The 17,239-nt window shown below is 72.0% G+C and carries 19 protein-coding genes; 13 read left to right on the forward strand and 6 right to left on the reverse strand.

Annotation, left to right across the window (positions count from 1 at the left end; all coding sequences use genetic code 11):
- Positions 1-153: 153 nt before the first annotated feature.
- The 10 genes from ACH4EB_RS25130 to ACH4EB_RS25175 all read left to right on the forward strand — a co-directional run bounded on the left by ACH4EB_RS25130 (position 154) and on the right by ACH4EB_RS25175 (position 8,609).
- Positions 154-1,185 (forward strand): BMP family protein, encoded by a 1,032-nt coding sequence (locus tag ACH4EB_RS25130; protein WP_398349948.1) that lies wholly within the window; start codon positions 154-156, stop codon positions 1,183-1,185.
- 155 nt (positions 1,186-1,340) lie between these two features.
- Complete coding sequence (locus ACH4EB_RS25135; RefSeq protein WP_398349892.1) at positions 1,341-2,984, forward strand: ABC transporter ATP-binding protein; 1,644 nt, start codon at positions 1,341-1,343, stop codon at positions 2,982-2,984.
- Positions 2,981-4,111 carry an ABC transporter permease gene (locus tag ACH4EB_RS25140; protein WP_398349893.1) on the forward strand — a complete coding sequence of 377 codons (1,131 nt, stop codon included), beginning with the start codon at positions 2,981-2,983 and terminating at the stop codon, positions 4,109-4,111. Before ACH4EB_RS25135 ends, ACH4EB_RS25140 begins: the two co-directional genes overlap by 4 nt.
- Positions 4,108-5,391, forward strand: coding sequence for an ABC transporter permease (locus ACH4EB_RS25145; RefSeq protein WP_398349895.1), 1,284 nt, complete (start codon positions 4,108-4,110; stop codon positions 5,389-5,391). Before ACH4EB_RS25140 ends, ACH4EB_RS25145 begins: the two co-directional genes overlap by 4 nt.
- Before the next feature lie 14 nt (positions 5,392-5,405).
- Positions 5,406-5,813, forward strand: coding sequence for a cytidine deaminase (locus ACH4EB_RS25150; RefSeq protein ID WP_398349897.1), 408 nt, complete (start codon positions 5,406-5,408; stop codon positions 5,811-5,813).
- Positions 5,814-5,960: 147 nt separating this feature from the next.
- Entirely contained in the window at positions 5,961-7,238 is a 1,278-nt protein-coding gene (locus ACH4EB_RS25155; RefSeq protein ID WP_398349899.1) for a thymidine phosphorylase, read from the forward strand.
- A 110-nt stretch (positions 7,239-7,348) separates the two neighbouring features.
- Positions 7,349-7,573: a DUF2945 domain-containing protein gene (locus tag ACH4EB_RS25160; protein WP_398349901.1), complete on the forward strand. Its 225-nt coding sequence runs from the start codon at positions 7,349-7,351 to the stop codon at positions 7,571-7,573.
- 4 nt (positions 7,574-7,577) lie between these two features.
- Positions 7,578-7,919 carry a DUF3140 domain-containing protein gene (locus tag ACH4EB_RS25165; protein WP_398349903.1) on the forward strand — a complete coding sequence of 114 codons (342 nt, stop codon included), beginning with the start codon at positions 7,578-7,580 and terminating at the stop codon, positions 7,917-7,919.
- Positions 7,920-8,016: 97 nt separating this feature from the next.
- Positions 8,017-8,181, forward strand: coding sequence for a hypothetical protein (locus ACH4EB_RS25170; RefSeq protein ID WP_398349904.1), 165 nt, complete (start codon positions 8,017-8,019; stop codon positions 8,179-8,181).
- A gap of 35 nt (positions 8,182-8,216) precedes the next feature.
- Positions 8,217-8,609 carry a Uma2 family endonuclease gene (locus ACH4EB_RS25175; protein ID WP_398349905.1) on the forward strand — a complete coding sequence of 131 codons (393 nt, stop codon included), beginning with the start codon at positions 8,217-8,219 and terminating at the stop codon, positions 8,607-8,609.
- 72 nt (positions 8,610-8,681) lie between these two features.
- On the opposite strand, the gene ACH4EB_RS25180 is transcribed toward ACH4EB_RS25175, so the two are convergent.
- Positions 8,682-10,016, reverse strand: a complete 1,335-nt coding sequence (locus tag ACH4EB_RS25180; protein ID WP_398349906.1) for an MFS transporter — start codon at positions 10,014-10,016, stop codon at positions 8,682-8,684.
- 62 nt (positions 10,017-10,078) lie between these two features.
- Between ACH4EB_RS25180 and ACH4EB_RS25185 the strand changes: the two genes are divergently transcribed.
- Complete coding sequence (locus ACH4EB_RS25185; protein ID WP_398349907.1) at positions 10,079-11,086, forward strand: LysR family transcriptional regulator; 1,008 nt, start codon at positions 10,079-10,081, stop codon at positions 11,084-11,086.
- Positions 11,087-11,092: 6 nt separating this feature from the next.
- Here ACH4EB_RS25185 and ACH4EB_RS25190 read toward each other — a convergent pair whose 3' ends face one another.
- Entirely contained in the window at positions 11,093-11,860 is a 768-nt protein-coding gene (locus ACH4EB_RS25190) for an alpha/beta hydrolase (RefSeq protein WP_398349908.1), read from the reverse strand.
- Positions 11,861-11,963: 103 nt separating this feature from the next.
- Between ACH4EB_RS25190 and ACH4EB_RS25195 the strand changes: the two genes are divergently transcribed.
- Together ACH4EB_RS25195 and ACH4EB_RS25200 are read left to right on the forward strand one after the other, a co-directional pair.
- Positions 11,964-13,124 carry an adenosine deaminase gene (locus ACH4EB_RS25195; RefSeq protein ID WP_398349909.1) on the forward strand — a complete coding sequence of 387 codons (1,161 nt, stop codon included), beginning with the start codon at positions 11,964-11,966 and terminating at the stop codon, positions 13,122-13,124.
- 138 nt (positions 13,125-13,262) lie between these two features.
- Entirely contained in the window at positions 13,263-13,538 is a 276-nt protein-coding gene (locus tag ACH4EB_RS25200; RefSeq protein ID WP_398349911.1) for a hypothetical protein, read from the forward strand.
- Positions 13,539-13,679: 141 nt separating this feature from the next.
- Here ACH4EB_RS25200 and ACH4EB_RS25205 read toward each other — a convergent pair whose 3' ends face one another.
- From ACH4EB_RS25205 to ACH4EB_RS25220, 4 genes are all read right to left on the reverse strand, one after another.
- A complete protein-coding gene (locus ACH4EB_RS25205) occupies positions 13,680-13,886 on the reverse strand; it encodes a PspC domain-containing protein (protein ID WP_398349912.1) in 207 nt (68 codons plus the stop codon).
- Between the two features lie 49 nt (positions 13,887-13,935).
- Positions 13,936-14,448: a VanZ family protein gene (locus ACH4EB_RS25210; RefSeq protein ID WP_398349913.1), complete on the reverse strand. Its 513-nt coding sequence runs from the start codon at positions 14,446-14,448 to the stop codon at positions 13,936-13,938.
- A 139-nt stretch (positions 14,449-14,587) separates the two neighbouring features.
- The gene (locus ACH4EB_RS25215; RefSeq protein WP_398349914.1) at positions 14,588-15,280 is read right to left on the reverse strand and encodes a hypothetical protein; all 693 of its coding nucleotides are present in this window, start codon (positions 15,278-15,280) and stop codon (positions 14,588-14,590) included.
- Complete coding sequence (locus ACH4EB_RS25220; RefSeq protein ID WP_398349950.1) at positions 15,277-17,214, reverse strand: ATP-binding protein; 1,938 nt, start codon at positions 17,212-17,214, stop codon at positions 15,277-15,279. The genes ACH4EB_RS25215 and ACH4EB_RS25220 overlap by 4 nt, the downstream gene beginning before the upstream one ends.
- Positions 17,215-17,239: the final 25 nt, after the last annotated feature.

Consider the following 17,239-nt stretch of genomic DNA (forward strand, 5'->3'; position numbering starts at 1 on the left):
CCCACCCCCACCCCGCCACGCCAGCGGCCCGCCCGACGGGAGGAACAATCAGATAACGGCCACGCAGCGAAGGGTTTTGCGCCAGGTCTACGCGCGTTAATCTCCCGTCAAGCCAGCGCCACCGTGGGCGCTGTGAGCGAAGGGAAAGGCCCCTTGCGTCGGGTCACCAGGTTTGCCGCCGCGGCCAGCGCCTCCGCGCTTCTCGCGGTCACTGCCACCGCTTGCGGTCAGAGCTTCGCCGAGGCGAACCGGGCCAGCCACGCCGGTGTCGGGCTCGCGTTCGACATCGGCGGGCGGGACGACCACTCCTTCAACGAGGCGGCCGCCCGCGGCACCGAGAACGCCAGGAAGAAGCTGGGCGTCAACGTCAAGATGCTCACCGCGAAGAACGGCGAGACGGAGGCGGACCGCGAGCAGCGGCTCGCGTCGTTCGCCGAGGCCGGGTACAACCCGGTCATAGGTGTCGGATTCGCTTACAGCCGGTCGATCGAGAACGTCGCCAAGGACTTCCCGGAGACGTCCTTCGGCGTCGTGGACGCGGTGCCGCAGGGCAAGAACGTGGACGCGATGGTCTTCGCGGAGCACGAGGGCTCGTACCTGGCGGGTGTCGCCGCCGCCCTGAAGAGCAAGAACCACAAGGTCGGCTTCATCGGCGGTGTGAACAACGCGCTGATCCAGAAGTTCCAGGCCGGTTTCGAGCAGGGGGTACGGGACACCGATCCGCACACCAAGGTCACGTCGCAGTACCTGTACCCCAACAACGACAAGGGGTTCAACGACCCGGCCGCGGCGCGGGCCAAGGCGGGCGGCATGCTGGACAGCGGCATCGATGTGATCTACTCCGCGGCCGGCCAGTCGGGCGCGGGCGCCATCGAGGCGATCAGCAAGCGCAAGGGCGCCTGGGCGATCGGTGTGGACTCCGACCAGTATCTGCAGCCGGGCCTGGCGAAGTACAAGGACTGCATCCTGACGTCGGTCGTCAAGAACGTGGACGTGGCGGTCTATGACCTGATCAAGAGTGTCGAGGACGGCAAGCCGTTGACGGGCGTGCACGCGTACGACATGAAGAAGAAGGGCGTCACGCTCGCCACGTCGGGCGGGTTCATCAAGGACATCCAGCCGCAGATCGACGCCGCCCGCCAGAAGATCGTCGAGGGCAAGGTGAAGGTCAAGGAGACGCCGTAGCAGGGCGCTGACGGAGGCGGACCGCACCGCGGCCCGCCACCGCTCAGCCCCACCGCGGCCGCGGCTCGCACCACGGCCGAATCACCCGCGGCCGGGCCGTACCCGCACCCGTGCCCGCGACGGCCGGTACCTGCTGCCCGCCGTCCGCCAAGGACATGCCGTCCGCCCAGGACAACCATCCCCGAGGGGAGTGCGCCATCAACGCAGCACCCACGATCAGCCGCCCGGCCGAGCCGGGCCCCGCAGCCGTCGAACTCCGCGGTATCACCAAGCGTTTCCCCGGTGTCGTGGCCAACCACGACATCGACCTGACCGTACGCCGCGGCACCGTGCACGCCCTGTGCGGTGAGAACGGCGCGGGCAAGTCGACGCTGATGAAGATCCTTTACGGCATGCAGAAGCCGGACGAGGGCACCATCACGCTCGACGGCGAGCAGGCCGCGCTGGGCACCCCCGCGGACGCCATCGCCCGCGGCATCGGCATGGTGCATCAGCACTTCATGCTGGCCGACAATCTCACCGTCCTGGAGAACGTCGTCCTCGGCGCGGAGAAGCTGCACGGCATCGCCGGCCGCGCCCGCGCGCGGATCACGGAGATCTCGGACGCGTACGGGCTGGGCGCACGGCCCGACGTCCTCGTGGAGGACCTCGGTGTCGCGGACCGCCAGCGGGTGGAGATCCTCAAGGTGCTCTACCGGGGTGCCCGCACGCTGATCCTCGACGAGCCGACCGCGGTCCTGGTCCCGCAGGAGGTCGACGCGCTCTTCGACAACCTGCGGGAGCTGAAGTCGGAGGGCCTGACCGTCATCTTCATCTCGCACAAGCTGGGCGAGGTCCTGTCGGTCGCGGACGACATCACGGTCATCCGGCGGGGCACGACGGTCGCGTCGGTGGAGCCCGCGAAGACGACGCCCAAGCAGCTCGCCGAGCTGATGGTGGGCAGTGAGCTGCCGTCCCCGGAGACGCGGGAGTCGACGGTGACGGACACGCCGATGCTGGGCGTGGCGGATCTCCGGCTGTCGGCGACCGACTCCGACGGAGTCGTACGGACCGTGCTGGACGGCATCACCTTCACCATCCACAAGGGCGAGGTGCTCGGCGTCGCGGGTGTCGAGGGCAACGGGCAGGCCGAACTGGTCGAGGCGATCATGGGCACCCGGGCCCTGGACGGCGGCACCGTGACGCTGGACGGGCAGGACGTGTCCGGCGTCAGTACCCGCAGGCGCCGCGAGGGCGGCATCGGGTACGTCCCCGAGGACCGTCACCGGCACGGCCTGTTGCTGGAGGCGCCGCTGTGGGAGAACCGCATCCTGGGGCACGTCACCGAGCGCCCGAACAGCAAGGGCCGCCTGCTGGACCTGACCGCGGCCCGCAAGGACACCGAGCGGATCGTCGCCGCGTACGACGTGCGGACGCCCGGTATCGAGGTGACGGCGGCCTCGCTGTCCGGCGGCAACCAGCAGAAGCTGATCGTCGGCCGGGAGATGAGCCATCACCCCAAGCTGCTGATCGCCGCCCACCCCACGCGGGGCGTGGACGTCGGCGCGCAGGCGCAGATCTGGGAGCAGATCCGCGCGGCGCGCCGGGAAGGCCTGGCGGTCCTGTTGATCTCTGCCGACCTGGACGAGCTGATCGGGCTCTCCGACACCCTGCGGGTGATGTACCGGGGCCGGCTGGTCGCGGACGCCGACCCCGCGACCATCACCCCGGAGGAGTTGGGTTCGGCCATGACCGGTGCCGCCAGCGGCCATCTGACCGCTGAAGACGCTGACCAGCGCGCGGGAGGTGACCGGGAGTGAAGACGCTGACCAGGTCGTTCACCAAGGACAAGGTGCTGCTGGCGCTGGCCGCGCCGCTGCTGGCCATCGCCGCCGCGTTCGTCATCAGCTCGCTGGTCTTCCTGGCCTCGGGCGAGAACCCGCTGCGGGCCTACTGGATCATGGTCGACTACGGCCATTACAGCGACAGCCAGGTCTGGATCATCAACAAGGCGGTGCCGTACTACCTGTCGGCACTGGCGGTCGCCATCGGCTTCCGGATGAACCTCTTCAACATCGGTGTGGACGGGCAGTACCGGCTGGCGGCCTTCGCGGCCGCGGCGGTCGGCGGCGCCATCGCGCTGCCCGGAGCCCTCCAGATCATCCTGCTCATCGTGATCGCCATGCTGGTGGGCGCGTTGTGGGCGGGCATCGCGGGTGTCCTGAAGACCTCGCGCGGCGTCAGCGAGGTGATCACCACGATCATGCTGAACGCCATCGCCGCCTCCGTGATCGGCTACTTCCTCCAGGACGGCCGCCTCGCGATCAAGGACGGCAACCTGCTGCACACCAGGTTCCTGCCGGAGTCCAGCCACTTCTTCAGCTTCCCGACCGACCCCAAGCCGGTGTACGGCTTCGTGGTGATCGCGGCGCTGGCCGGCTTCGTCTACTGGTTCGTGCTCAACCGCACCCGCTTCGGCTTCGACCTGCGCGCGGTGGGCACCTCCGAGCCTGCCGCCGAGGCCAGCGGCGTCAGCGTCAAGCGGATGGTCGTCATCTCGATGCTGCTCTCGGGCGCCGCGGCGGGCCTGGTGGGCATGCCGACATTGCTCGGCGAGTCCTTCAACTACGGCACCGACTTCCCGGCCGGCATCGGCTTCACCGGCATCGCCATCGCGCTGCTCGGCCGCAACCACCCGGTGGGCATGGCGTTCGGCGCGTTGCTGTGGGCGTTCCTCGACCGCACCGGCTCCCGCCTGGAGTTCGAGGGGTACGCCCAGGAGATCGTCGGCGTGATTCAGGGCGTGATCGTGCTGTGCGTGGTCATCGCGTACGAGATCGTGCGCCGGTACGGGCTGCGCGCCCAGCAGCGCAAGGTCGGCGAGGAACTGGCCGCCCTGGCCCGTACGAACCCAGGCGAGAACGACAAGGCGGAGGCGACCGCGTGAGTACCGAACTCAAGCCCGCGGCCGGGCCCGGCGCCAGCGCGCGGGGCGGCGGTCGCCGCAAGCCGACCTACCCGGTCATCCTGCTGATCATCGCCGGGGCGATCGTCGCGGTGTCCCTGCTGCGCGCGGTCACCGGCACGAACGACCTGACCTCCGCCGGCCAGTTCAGCGCGGCGCTCGCCGCCGCCACCTCGATCGGCCTGGCCGGTCTCGGCGGCCTGTGGGCCGAGCGGGCCGGCGTGGTCAACATCGGCCTCGAAGGCATGATGATGCTCGGCTCGTTCGCGGCCGGCTGGATCGGCTGGCAGCACGGCCCGTGGGCCGCCGCGGCCATCGGCATCCTCGGCGGCGCGCTCGGCGGGCTGGTGCACGCGATCGCCACCGTCAGCTTCGGCGTCGACCACATCGTCTCCGGTGTCGCCATCAACATCCTGGCGCTGGGCGCGACGCAGTACCTGGCCACGCTGTGGTTCGGCGCGGAGGGCAGCGCGGCGATGCGGGCGGGCGGCAACGACAAGCAGTCGCCGCCGATGGCCGACATGCCGACGTTCACCGTGCCGGGGCTCGCGGACGCGTTGCGGTCCGTCGAGAACCACCACTGGTTCCTCGTCTCCGACCTGGCCGGCGTCCTCGGCGGCCTGGTCACCAACGTCTCCTGGCTCACCGTGCTGGCCGTGCTGCTCTTCGCCGGCACCTTCTACCTGCTGTGGCGCTCGTCCTTCGGCCTGCGGCTGCGTTCCTGCGGCGAGGCCCCGGTCTCGGCCGAGTCGCTGGGCGTCAACGTCTACACGTACAAGTACGCGGCGGTGCTGGTCTCCGGCGCGCTGGCCGGACTCGGCGGCGCGTTCCTCTCCATCAGCACGCACTTCTACCAGGACGGGCAGACCGGCGGCCGCGGCTACATCGGCCTGGCCACGATGATCTTCGGCAACTGGCGGCCCGGCGGCGTCGCGATGGGCGCCGGCCTGTTCGGCTTCATGGACGCCATGCAACTGCGCAGCGGCGGCCCGACCGTGCATGCGCTGCTGCTCGGCCTGGCGGCGCTGCTCGCCGTCCTCGCGCTGTTGCGCCTGCGCGCCGCCAAGCGCGCCCAGGCGTCGGTCGCGGGTGTCGCGGCGGTCCTCCTCGTCCTCTGGTACTTCCTCACCGACGTGGTGCCGCTGGAGCTGGTCGAGGCCAGCCCGTACATCGCCACGCTGCTGGTGCTGGCGCTGTTCGCGCAGCGGCTGCGCCCGCCGAAGGCCAACGGCAAGCCGTACCGGCGGGGGCAGGGCGCATGACGCACGATGGCCGGATGAACGGTGATCAGGTGCCGGTCGACTGGGAGCAGCTCCGCGCGGCGGCCCAGGACGCGATGTCCCGGGCGTACGCCCCGTACTCGGAGTACCCGGTCGGCGCCGCGGCCCTGGTGGACGACGGCCGTACGGTCGTCGGCTGCAACGTCGAGAATGCCTCGTACGGGCTCGGCCTGTGCGCCGAATGCGGCCTGGTCTCCGCGCTCGTCGCCACCGGCGGCGGCCGGCTGACCGCGTTCACCTGCGTGGACGGCCGGGGCGAGCTGCTCGTGCCGTGCGGCCGCTGCCGTCAGTTGCTGTACGAGCACGGCGGCCCCGAGCTGCTGATCGACGCCGGCGCGGCGGGCGTCCGGCGCCTGGACGACCTCCTTCCGGACGCGTTCGGCCCCCAGCACCTGGCCCGCTGACGCCGCCCCCGGCCCGCACCGTCACCCGGCGGTGCGGGCCTCTCGATCTCCGCGCTCTATGCGTGTAGAACTGGACGGACCCGCTCGCCGCGTCGTTCCCGGGTACAGGGACGGGCTGAGCCGGCCGTTCCACGAAAGGAAGCCCAGATGGACGTCATCTCGGTCATCCGCGCGAAGCGCGACAAGCAGGAGCTGACCCCCGAGCAGATCGACTGGGTCATCGACGCCTACACGCGCGGCGAGGTCGCCCACGAGCAGATGTCGGCCCTGGCGATGGCCGTCTTCCTCAACGGCATGAACCGTACGGAGATCGCCCGCTGGACCGCCGCCATGATCGCCTCCGGCGAGCGGATGAACTTCTCCGCCCTGGCCCGCCCGACCGCCGACAAGCACTCCACCGGCGGCGTCGGCGACAAGATCACCCTGCCGCTCGCCCCCCTCGTCGCCGCCTGCGGCGCGGCCGTACCGCAGCTCTCCGGCCGCGGCCTCGGCCACACCGGCGGCACCCTCGACAAGCTGGAGGCCATCCCCGGCTGGCGGGCCCTGCTCTCCACCACCGAGATGATGGACGTCCTGCGCGACGTCGGCTCCGTCATCTGCGCGGCGGGCGACGGACTGGCCCCCGCCGACAAGAAGCTGTACGCGCTGCGCGACGTCACCGGCACCGTCGAGGCCATCCCGCTGATCGCCTCCTCGATCATGTCCAAGAAGATCGCCGAGGGCACCGGCTCACTCGTCCTGGACGTCAAGGCCGGCTCCGGCGCCTTCATGAAGAACATCGAGGACGCCCGCGAACTCGCCACCACCATGGTCGAACTCGGCACCGACCACGGCGTCCGCACCTCCGCGCTGCTCACCGACATGTCCACCCCGCTCGGCCTGACCGCCGGCAACGCCCTCGAAGTCCGCGAGTCCGTCGAGGTGCTGGCCGGCGGCGGCCCGGCCGATGTCGTCGAACTCACCCTCGCCCTGGCCCGCGAGATGCTCGACGCGGCCGGCCTGAAGGACGCCGACCCCGCCAAGGCCCTCGCCGACGGCTCCGCCATGGACCACTGGCGCCGCATGATCCAGGCCCAGGGCGGCGACCCCGACGCCCCGCTCCCGGTCGCCCGCGAACAGCACACCGTCAACGCCTCCGCCACCGGCGTCCTCACCACCCTCGACGCGTACGCGGTGGGCGTCTCCGCCTGGCGCCTGGGCGCCGGCCGCGCCCGCAAGGAGGACCCGGTCCAGGCGGGCGCGGGCATCGAACTCCACGCCAAGCCCGGCGACGAGGTCAAGGAGGGCCAGCCCCTCCTCACCCTCCACACCGACACCCCCGAAAAGTTCCCCTACGCCCTCGAAGCCCTCGACGGCGGCGTCCTCATCGCCCCGCCCGGCACGGACTTCACCCCGAACCCGGTGGTGCTGGACCGCATCGGCTGATCCGGCCCCGCACCGCCACCGTCGGGCGCGCTCCTTCCGGGGCGCGCCCGACGCGCGCCGCGCCCCGACCGGTGCTGTCCTGGGAGGACCAGACCGCGAGGAGAACGGCGATGCCGAAGAAGAAGGACGACTTCAGCAGGGGCGACAAGGTCACCTGGAAGAGCCATGGCAGTGAGGCCGTCGGCAAGGTGGAGAAGAAGATCACGGGGCGTACGGAGGAGGCCGGGCGGACGGTGGACGCCTCGCCGGACGACCCGCAGTACAAGGTCCGCAGCGAGAAGTCCGGCGGGTCGGCCGTGCACAGGCCCGGCGCCCTGAAGAAGAAGCGGTCCTGAGGCCGTGGCGAAGACGGAGGACGACCAGGACACCGTCTGGCAGGACTTCAAGGACGCGGTGAACATGTCCCCGTCCGAGCTGGAGTCGTGGCTGAAGGAGGACGAGTCCAAGGAGTCGGGGCAGCGCAAGGGGGGTGGGGAGTCGGTGGGGCACGAGTCGGGGCGCCGGATCGTTTCGCTGCTCCGCACCAAGCGCGCGGATCTCTCGGACGATGACTATGCGCACATGCGCAAGGTGACGGGGTATGTGCACCGCCATCTCGCGCAGCGGCCGGCAGGGGATGTGACGGAGACGACGTGGCGGTATTCGCTGATGAACTGGGGGCATGATCCGTTGAAGGGGTGAGGGGCGGACGCATCGTTCGGGTGAACGGGATCGGTGGACCGGTGCCCGGCCCGTTCGTCATGCTGGGGTCGGTGCCACAACACGTCAGGAGACCGCCGTGAGTGCACTCCCCGCCGGCCCCACTCCGGGGCAGTACTGGGATGAGCTGCTCCGCTTCGGGCAGGAAGCGGACTGGCCCGAGGGCAGCAAGGTGGAGATCATCGATGGAGTCGTCGTTGTGTCACCTCCACCGGCCGTACCGCACCATCGCATCGCCGAATAGGTGCACCGCAGGCTGTACACGGTGCTGCCCGAGGAATGGGGGGTGTACCAAACTCTCGGGTCACCCACCCCCTGCGTGGACGGCTCTTCATTGCGGACCTCGTCGTGGTCCCGGACGACATCCCTGACCGCGTCGAAGGAGGCGAGGATGTCCCGCTCACGGCCGCAGAGCCGGTCGTAGAGATCACCTCGCCGGACAATGCGAGCTGCGACCGGCTCAACAAGGCGGCCGCCTACGCGGAGGCGGGTGTTCCGCTCTACCTCCTCATCGACCGCTTCGCTCCTCCCGGACCCACGGTCACGCTGTTCGGGGAGCCGGAAGACGCCGTCTACCAGGAACTCCAGGCGGTGAAGTTCGGGGAGGACATTCACCTACCGGAGCCCTTCGACCTCACCATCGACACCAGCGTCTTCCCCTTCGGCCCCTGACACGTACGAAAGGCCCACCCCACCAGGACAGGTGGCAGGGCGGGCCTTCCGGGTTCCGGGCGGCGGAGCCGCCTACGCGGTCTGCCGTACGTGCAGGACGCGCCGTTCCGCCATCGCCTTCCGCGTGGCGTACAGCGTGATCGACGCCGCGCCGGCCATCGCGGCCAGCCCCAGCACGACGGTGGCCTCCCAGCCGCCCGCGTGGAACGCCGCCGCGCCGAGCGCGCCGCCGATGCTGCTGCCGATGTAGTACGCGCACTGGTACAGCGCGGACGCCTGCGCGCGGGCGGTCTTGGCGGCGCGGCTGACGGAGGACGACGCCACCGCGTGGCCCGCGAAGAAGCCCGCGGTGATCAGGACCAGGCCCAGCAGGACCGCGGCGAGCGACGCGGTGAGGGTGAGCAGCAGGCCCGCCGCCGTGGTGCCGACCGCGAGATACAGCGCTCCGCGCCGGCCGACGCGGCCGACCAGGCGGCCCGCCGCGGCGGAGGAGACCGTACCGACGAGGTAGACCAGGAAGATCGAGCCGACGATGCCCTGGGGGAGGCTGAAGGGCTCGTCGACGAGGCGGTAGCCGATGACCGTGTAGACCGCGCCGAAGACCATCATGAAGAGCGCGCCGATGCCGTACAGGCGGCGCAGCAGCGGGTCGGACAGGTGGCCGCCGAGGGTGCGGGCCAGCGCGCGCGGCCCGACCGCGCGGGGCGAGAAGTGCCGGGCCGCGGGGACCAGCAGCCGGAAGACCACCGCGCACACCACGGCCATCAGTCCGACCGCGCCGAGTGCGGCGCGCCAGCCCCACGCCTGGGCCACCCACCCGGTGACGATCCGGCCCGACATGCCGCCGATGCTGTTGCCCGCCACGAACAGGCCGATCGCGGCGACCAGCGCCTTGGTCCGTACCTCCTCGGCGAGGAACGCCATCGCGGAGGCCGGCAGCCCGGCCAGCGCCACGCCCTGCACGGCGCGCAGCGCGATCAGCCAGCCCAGGCCGGGGGCGAACGGCACCAGCAACGCGATCAGCGCGGCCACCGACAGGGAGGCGGTCATCATCGTGCGGCGGCCGAAGCGTTCGGACAGCGCGCTCAGCGGGACGACGGCCAGGGCCAGGCCGAAGGTCGCGGCCGACACGGTCCAACTGGCCTGGTCGGGCGAGACGGCGAGGTCGGCGGAGATCGCGGGGAGCAGCGCCTGTGTGGAGTACAGGAGCGCGAAGGTGGCGACGCCCGCGGCGAAGAGGGCGAAGCTCATCCGGCGGTAGCCGGGGCCGCCCGGGTGCAGCTTGGCGGCCTCGGGGGCGGGCGCCGGGTACGCGTCGGCGGCGGGCGTGGCGGAGGCGACGGGGGACGACTGCGCGGAGGCGCCGGCGCGCGCGGCGACCGACGCCCCGGTATCAGCGGGAGGCATGATCCGAACGTATGCCCGCCGGTTTCATGCGTCCAATGCATAGAAACGCCATAATCCATGCTGTGGCACATAACAGCAGCTCACAGCGGCCTCTGTCGCACACCGGAAACAGAAAAGACATCCGGACGCGGTCGGGTGAACCGGCGGAGACCGCGGACCTCGGGGCGGACTCGTGGGCGCTGGCCCTGACGCCCCGGCTCGCGCAGTTCGCCGCGGTCGCCCGCCACGAGCACGTCACGCGCGCCGCGCAGGAGCTGGGCATGCCGCAGTCCACCCTCAGCCGCGCCATCGTCCGCCTGGAGGACGACCTCGGCGTGGCGCTCTTCGCCCGGCACGGCCGGACGCTCTCCCTCACCCCGGCGGGCCGCGCCTTCCTCGCCTCCACCGAGCGCGCGCTGCTGGACGTCGAGCGCGCCACCGAATCCGTACGGGCCGACACCGACCCCACCGCGGGCAAGGTCGCCTTCGGCTTCCTGCACACCATGGGCTCGGAGACCGTACCGGGCCTGATCCGCACCTTCCGCGCCGACCACCCGCGGGTGCGCTTCCAGCTCGTCCAGAACTACGGCGAGGCGATGATCGAGCGGCTGCGCGCCGGCGACCTGGACCTCTGCCTGACCTCGCCCGTCCCGGACTACCCGGACCTGGTCGCGCGCCGCCTGGACGAGCAGAAGCTGCGGCTGGTGGTGCCGGACGACCACCCGCTGGCGGCCCGCAGGCGGATCCGGCTGGCCGAGGCCGCGGGGGAGCTGTTCGTCACCCTGGAGCCGGGGTACGGGCTGCGCCGCATCACCGACGCGCTGTGTGCCGAGGCCGGGTTCACGCCGAAGGTCGCGTTCGAGGGGGAGGAGGCCGAGACGCTGCGCGGCCTGGTCGCCGCCGGTCTCGGGGTGGCGCTGCTGCCGCCGCCGGCCGTGCCGCGTCCGGGCGTCGCCGAGCTGACGGTCACGGCCCCGCGCGCGGTCCGCGAGATCGGTCTGGCCTGGATGGACGGCCACCCCGACACGCCTCCGGTGGCGGCGTTCAAGAAGTTCCTGCTGGGGCGGAGGGGGAAGCTGATTCCCCGGTGACAGGGCCTAGTGCCTCAGCGACTCCCCGAAGCCCGATGCCAGCGGCATCCGCAGGCCCAGCGGTGGCGGTGCCGCCAGCGCGTCCGCCACCGGCCGGGCGTAGCCGTGGGCGAAGAGTGAGCCCAGCATGAAGTCGGCGGCCAGCGCCAGGACTTCGGAGCGGTGCTGGTGCAGGGAGTGGCCGTCCGAGTGGACCTCGAAGCGGCAGACATCACGGTTGATCTTCTTGGCGCGCTCGGCGTAGCGGTAGGAGAGATCCGGGTCGGTCCGCTCGTCGTTCGTGCCGTGTACGAGCAGCACCTGCCGGCCGGCGAGCTGTTTCACCGGAACGCGGTCGGTGCCCTCCGGGACCGGGCCGGGTATCCACGGGGCCAGCGCCAGCACGGAGTTGACCGCCGGGTGGCCCGCGGCGTGCAGTGCGGCGCGCGCGCCCATGCCCGTACCGACCAGGCAGACCGGCACGTCCCCGTACCGCCGCACCACCTCCTCCAGTGCCCAGGCGGCGTCCGCCGCCGGGTGGGCCGCCGCGCCGTTCCAGCCGCGGCAGCGGTAGTGCACGACATGGGCCACCAGCCCCTCGGGCCGTCCCGCGCGCGCCAGCCGGGCGGCCAGCGGGCGGGTCGCCAGGGTGGACAGGGGGGAGGGCCGCCGGGTGCCCGAAGGGCCGCCCTCCGGCAGTAACAGCGCGACGCCGCACACCGCCTGTCCCGCCGCGGTCGCTCCCCGCGGTTTCCCCAGCCGGGCACCGCGCGCCGGCAACGCTTGCTGAGCCATGACCGAAACGATGGCAGAAGGCGGGCCGGGGGCCACCCCGTGTACGGGTCACCGTTGGGTATCGTTCGTGTGGTTCTACGCGCGTAGGGGCTACAGTGCCGAGATGACGAGCGAGACCACCACTCTTCCGACCGGCGACCAGATCCGCCGCGCGCCCAAGGTGCTGCTGCACGACCACCTCGACGGTGGCCTGCGCCCCGCCACCATCGTCGAGCTGGCCCGCGAGAACGGGTACGACGGGCTCCCCGAGACCGACCCGGAAAAGCTCGGCGTCTGGTTCCGCGAGGCCGCCGACTCCGGTTCGCTGGAACGCTATCTGGAGACCTTCGCGCACACCTGTGCCGTCATGCAGACGCGCGACGCCCTGTGGCGGGTGGCGGCCGAGTGTGCCGAGGACCTGGCCGCCGACGGCGTCGTCTACGCCGAGATCCGGTACGCGCCCGAGCAGCACCTGGAGAAGGGCCTGAGCCTCGAAGAGGTCGTCGAGGCGGTCAACGAGGGCTTCCGCGAGGGCGAACGGCGCGCCCGCGCGGCCGGCCACCGCATCCGCGTCGGTGCCCTGCTGACCGCCATGCGGCACGCGGCCCGTGCGCTGGAGATCGCCGAACTGGCCAACCGTTACCGCGACCTGGGCGTCGTCGGCTTCGACATCGCGGGCGCCGAGGCCGGCTTCCCGCCCACCCGCCACCTCGACGCGTTCGAGTACCTCAAGCGGGAGAACAACCACTTCACGATCCACGCGGGCGAGGCGTTCGGCCTGCCGTCGATCTGGCAGGCGCTCCAGTGGTGCGGCGCGGACCGGCTCGGCCACGGCGTCCGCATCACCGACGACATGGAGGTCGCCGACGACGGCTCGGTGAAGCTGGGCCGGCTCGCCTCCTACGTACGGGACAAGCGCATCCCGCTGGAGATGTGCCCCACCTCCAACCTCCAGACCGGCGCCGCCACCTCGTACGCGGAGCACCCGATCGGCCTGCTGCGCCGCCTGCAGTTCCGGCTGACGGTCAACACCGACAACCGGTTGATGAGTGGTACGAGCATGTCCCGGGAATTCGAGCACCTGGTCACGACATTTCGATACACGCTCGACGACATGCAGTGGTTCACCGTCAATGCGATGAAGAGCGCGTTCATTCCTTTCGATGAACGCCTGGCGATGATCAACGATGTCATCAAGCCCGGATACGCCCAACTGCGGTCCGAATGGCTGTTCCGGCAGGTGGACGCCGAGCCTGCGGTGATCAGCGAGTATCGCTCCGAGTAACCGTAACGGATACGGGAAAAGGAGACGGCCGGCGTGTCAAGCGCCGGCCGTTTTCTCTTTCCGGGTGGTGTTTGCGGCGTGTCGGTGGCGTCACTAGATTCCGGTCCGGTCGAACTCCCATCACAAGGATGTATTTCCATGAAGCAGGGAACCATCAGGACTCTCGGTGCCGCCGCGCTCGGCGTCGCCTTCGCCGCCACGGCGGCCGGTACCGCCTCCGCCGCCGAGGTGTCCGGCAGCAACGTACCGGGTGACGTCGCGGAGGCGCTGCAGAGCAGCCTGCCCGGCGCGGAGACCGCCAAGGGCGGCACCGGCGACCACGGCCCCGAGCACGCCCTGAAGACCAACAACAAGGGCAACCTGCTCGGCGGCCTGCCCGCCGGCGGCATCACCAAGGCCTTGCCCCTCGGCTGAGACACCGGCTCCGCGCCCCGTTCCGGAGCGGACACGGCCGTGCCCCGGCCCGTACTGCGCGTACGGACCGGGGCACGGCCATGTCGGTGCGGTGGCCGGGCGCGGGTGGCCGGGCACGGTGCCCTCTGCCGGGTGCTGCCGCTACCAGGCGGTGCTGTGGGTCTTGCCCTCGGTGGGGATGAACAGCCACAGGCCCAGGTAGAGCAGGAACTGCGGGCCGGGCAGCAGACACGAGAGCAGGAAGATCACACGCATCGTGCCGGGCGTCGTGCCGAAGCGCCGCGCCAGACCCGCGCACACTCCGGCGATCATCCTGTTGTTGCGGGGGCGGACCAGTGCGGCGGCCATGGCTCTCGACTCCTTCTCGACCGGGTACGGAGCTGACTGCCCCGATGTCTCAAAGGTAGGTCCGGGAACCCGACAGGGCGTCGGCCTGCGGTGCGATGTGAACCCTGGTCCGCCTGGGGGTCGGCCGTGCGGGGACGTCCTCCTTGCGGCGGAGCCGGCACCGGACCCCTGGTACGACCAGCAGGTGCGCGAGTATCACCCCGGCGGTGTTGAGCAGCACCATGTCCACGTCGGGCACCCGGCCGGGCACCCCGGCCTGGAGCAGTTCGATCGCCAGCGAGGCCATCGCGCCGGTGAAGACGGTACGGGTCAGGGAACCCAGTGGAGAAACGTTAAGGCGCCCTGCCGCCATCGGCAGCAGAATGCCCAGCGGCGCCAGGAGCAGCAATGCGCCCCCGAGGCTCTGCACGGCCTCCCACGGGCCGTGCGCCAGCTCCGCGCGGATCGTCGCCAGCGGCCGGAAGTTCGCGGCGGGCACCCAGGGGACCGTACGGGGGCGCAGCGTCAGCCAGCCGACGATCAGCAGATGCGCCACGAGGAGGACGGCTCCCGCGGCGCGCATACGGAGGGCGGCGGTACCGCCGCGGCCATGACCCTGCACACAGGCCAGGACGCCGCTACCGGCGGCCGTGGTTCCGTAAACAGCTCGTGGCCCGGCCGCGCGGCCCGTACCGCCGGCCCGGCACCGCCCCCGCGGGACGTCAGCCCGAGGTCGCGGGGGCGTCCGAGCCGCCGCCCAGCACGCTGTCCGGATGGGCGCGCACCTCGGCCGAGCAGGGGTAACGCTGTGGGTGGCCGTCACCGGGACCGCCCAGCACCGCGGCGTGCGTACGGTCCAGCGCCGCGCTCTCGCCGAACGTGCACACGATCTGGGCGAGCGCGAAGGACGGCAGGTCCTCCGGCCGCGCACTCAGCCGCAGCGTCCCCCGGGGGTCGCCCGCGCGCGGGCCGGACACCTCCAGGCCCTCCGGCACCGCCGTACTGAACCCGGCCTCCTCCTCGACGGGCCCCGGCTGCTCCTGGAGCTCGTCCAGCAGCGCGCGGGCCGCCCGGAGACGGTCGCCGACCTGCTGCTCGGGACGGGTCACGGTCCGCTCCACCGGTGCCAGCGCCGAGCCGCACTCCAGGTAGACGGTGACCCGCGAGCCGTCGGGCGGTACCGGGGGCACCGACCCCGCGGGAACCTCGCAGCTCACCCGGGAGGGCGCGCCGCCGGCGTCGACGGGCACGGACGTGCCGCGGATACCGCAGCTCGCGAGGGCCGGTACCAAGGCGCCCAGGGCCACGGCCGCCAGCGCGGTGGCCCGGCGCCGGGGCGTGACCCGCGTACGGGGGCGGGCCCCGGCCCACGGGGTACGGATGCGCCAGGTCATCGGCGAGGTGCGCCAGGTCATCGGCCGTCACCGCCTTCCGCGCCGCCGGTCCCGGTGCCGCGGCGCTCCGTGCCTCCGGGACCGGCGTCCGGGCCGGTGCCCGCGTCCGGCCGGGCGTTCGTCCCCGGGCCGGAGCCCGCGGCCGTACCGGTGGCCGAGCCCGCGTCCGAGCCCACGTCCAAGTCCGCGTCGGCGGACGTAGCCGCGTCCTCGGCACGGGCCGGTGCGGCGCCCGCAGCGCTGCCGGGCCCGCCGCCGCGGGACTCCGCACGGGCCTCGTCGCGCTTGCCGCCCCGGTCCTCGCCGGGCTGCCCGTCCGGCCCGTCCTCCGCCGGCCCCGACGTGCCCACCGGCAGCCGCAGGGTGAAGACCGCGCCGCCTTCCGGCGAGTTGGCGGCCGTGATCTCACCGCCGTGGATGTGGGCGTTCTCCAGGGCGATCGACAGGCCCAGGCCGCTGCCCTCCGACCGCGGCCGGGACGCGCTCGCCTTGTAGAAGCGGTCGAAGACGTGCGGCAGGACCTCCTGCGGGATGCCGGGCCCGTGGTCCCGTACCCGGATCAGCAGGTCCTCGCCGTCCGGCGTGGTCTCGGTGCGGACCGACACCCGGACCGGCGAGCCGCCGTGCTTGAGCGCGTTGCCGATGAGGTTGGCGAGGATGACGTCGAGGCGGCGCGGGTCCAGGCGGGCCACGATGCCGCGCTCGGCGTCCAGCTCGACCGCGTCCAGCCAGGCCCGCGCGTCGATGCACGCGGTCACCTGGTCCGCGACGTCCACGTCGTCCTGCACCAGGCGCGCCGTCCCCGCGTCGAAGCGGGTGACCTCCATCAGGTTCTCCACCAGGTCGTTCAGCCGCCGGGTCTCGCTGACCACCAGCTTCACCGCGGGCGCGATCATCGGGTCGAGGGCGTCCTCCTCTTCCTCCAGCACCTCGGTGACCGCCGTGATCGCCGTCAGCGGGGTGCGCAGCTCGTGCGACATGTCGGCGACGAAGCGGCGGGAGGACGCCTCCCGGCTGCTCAGCTCCGCCACCCGCTGCTCCAGCCGTTCGGCGGTGCGGTTGAAGGTGCGGGAGAGGTCGGCGAGTTCGTCGGTGCCGGTCACCCGCAGCCGGGTGTCCAGCCGCCCCTCGCCCAACTGCCGGGCCGCGTGGCCCAAGCGCTGCACCGGCCGCAGCACGGTGGTCGCGGCGGCCTGGGCCAGCAGCGCCGAGCCGACCAGGGCCAGCGCGGTGGCGATCCCCAGCGACCAGGCCAGCGAGTTGAGGTCCTGCCGCTCGGTGGCCAGCGACTTGAGCATGTAGCCGGTCGGCCCGCCGCCGTTCATCCGGGCGCCGGCGACGAGGTACGGCGTGTCGCGCAGCTCCTTGCGCTGCCAGTACATGTGGTACGGGACGCGGTTGCCGTCGACCAGCGCGCGCTTCTCGTTGACCGCCGTCCGCAGCGACTTGGGCACCGTCGTGAGCGTGAGCAGGTCCTTGTCGGTGGACGCGACGCACTGCTTGCCGTCGCTGCCCTGCGTGACCAGCAGGACGGCGTAGTTCTGCGGCCCGCCCGCCATCTGGCGTGCCGCGTCGTCCAGCTCCGCGCACCGCGGGCGCGGCGGCAGCGAACGGGTGCTGTCCTCCAGCGACTTGCGGAAGTCGTTGAGCGCGGAGTTCTGGGTGCGGTCCAGCACGGTGTTGCGGTTGAGCCAGTACGCGATGCCGGAGGCGGAGACCGCCGCGGTCAGCGCGACCAGCGCGAAGACGAAGACCAGCCGCAGCCGCAGGCTGGTCCAGCGCAGCAGGCCCAGCGCCCGTACGCACCGCCGGGCGAAGGAGGGCCGCCGCGGCGCGCCCCCGCCGTCACCGGCCGCCGCGGCGCCCGTGCGGCTCCCGGCGTGTGTACGGCCTTCCCCGTCCGTACGGGCCGCCACGTCCTCGTCCTTCCCGTCCCCGCCCTGCCGGGCCTCCAGCGGGCCGTTCCCACGGCCCCTGTCC

Origin of the sequence: Streptomyces sp. NPDC018045 (assembly GCF_044327445.1) — a bacterium.
GTDB lineage: Bacteria > Actinomycetota > Actinomycetes > Streptomycetales > Streptomycetaceae > Streptomyces.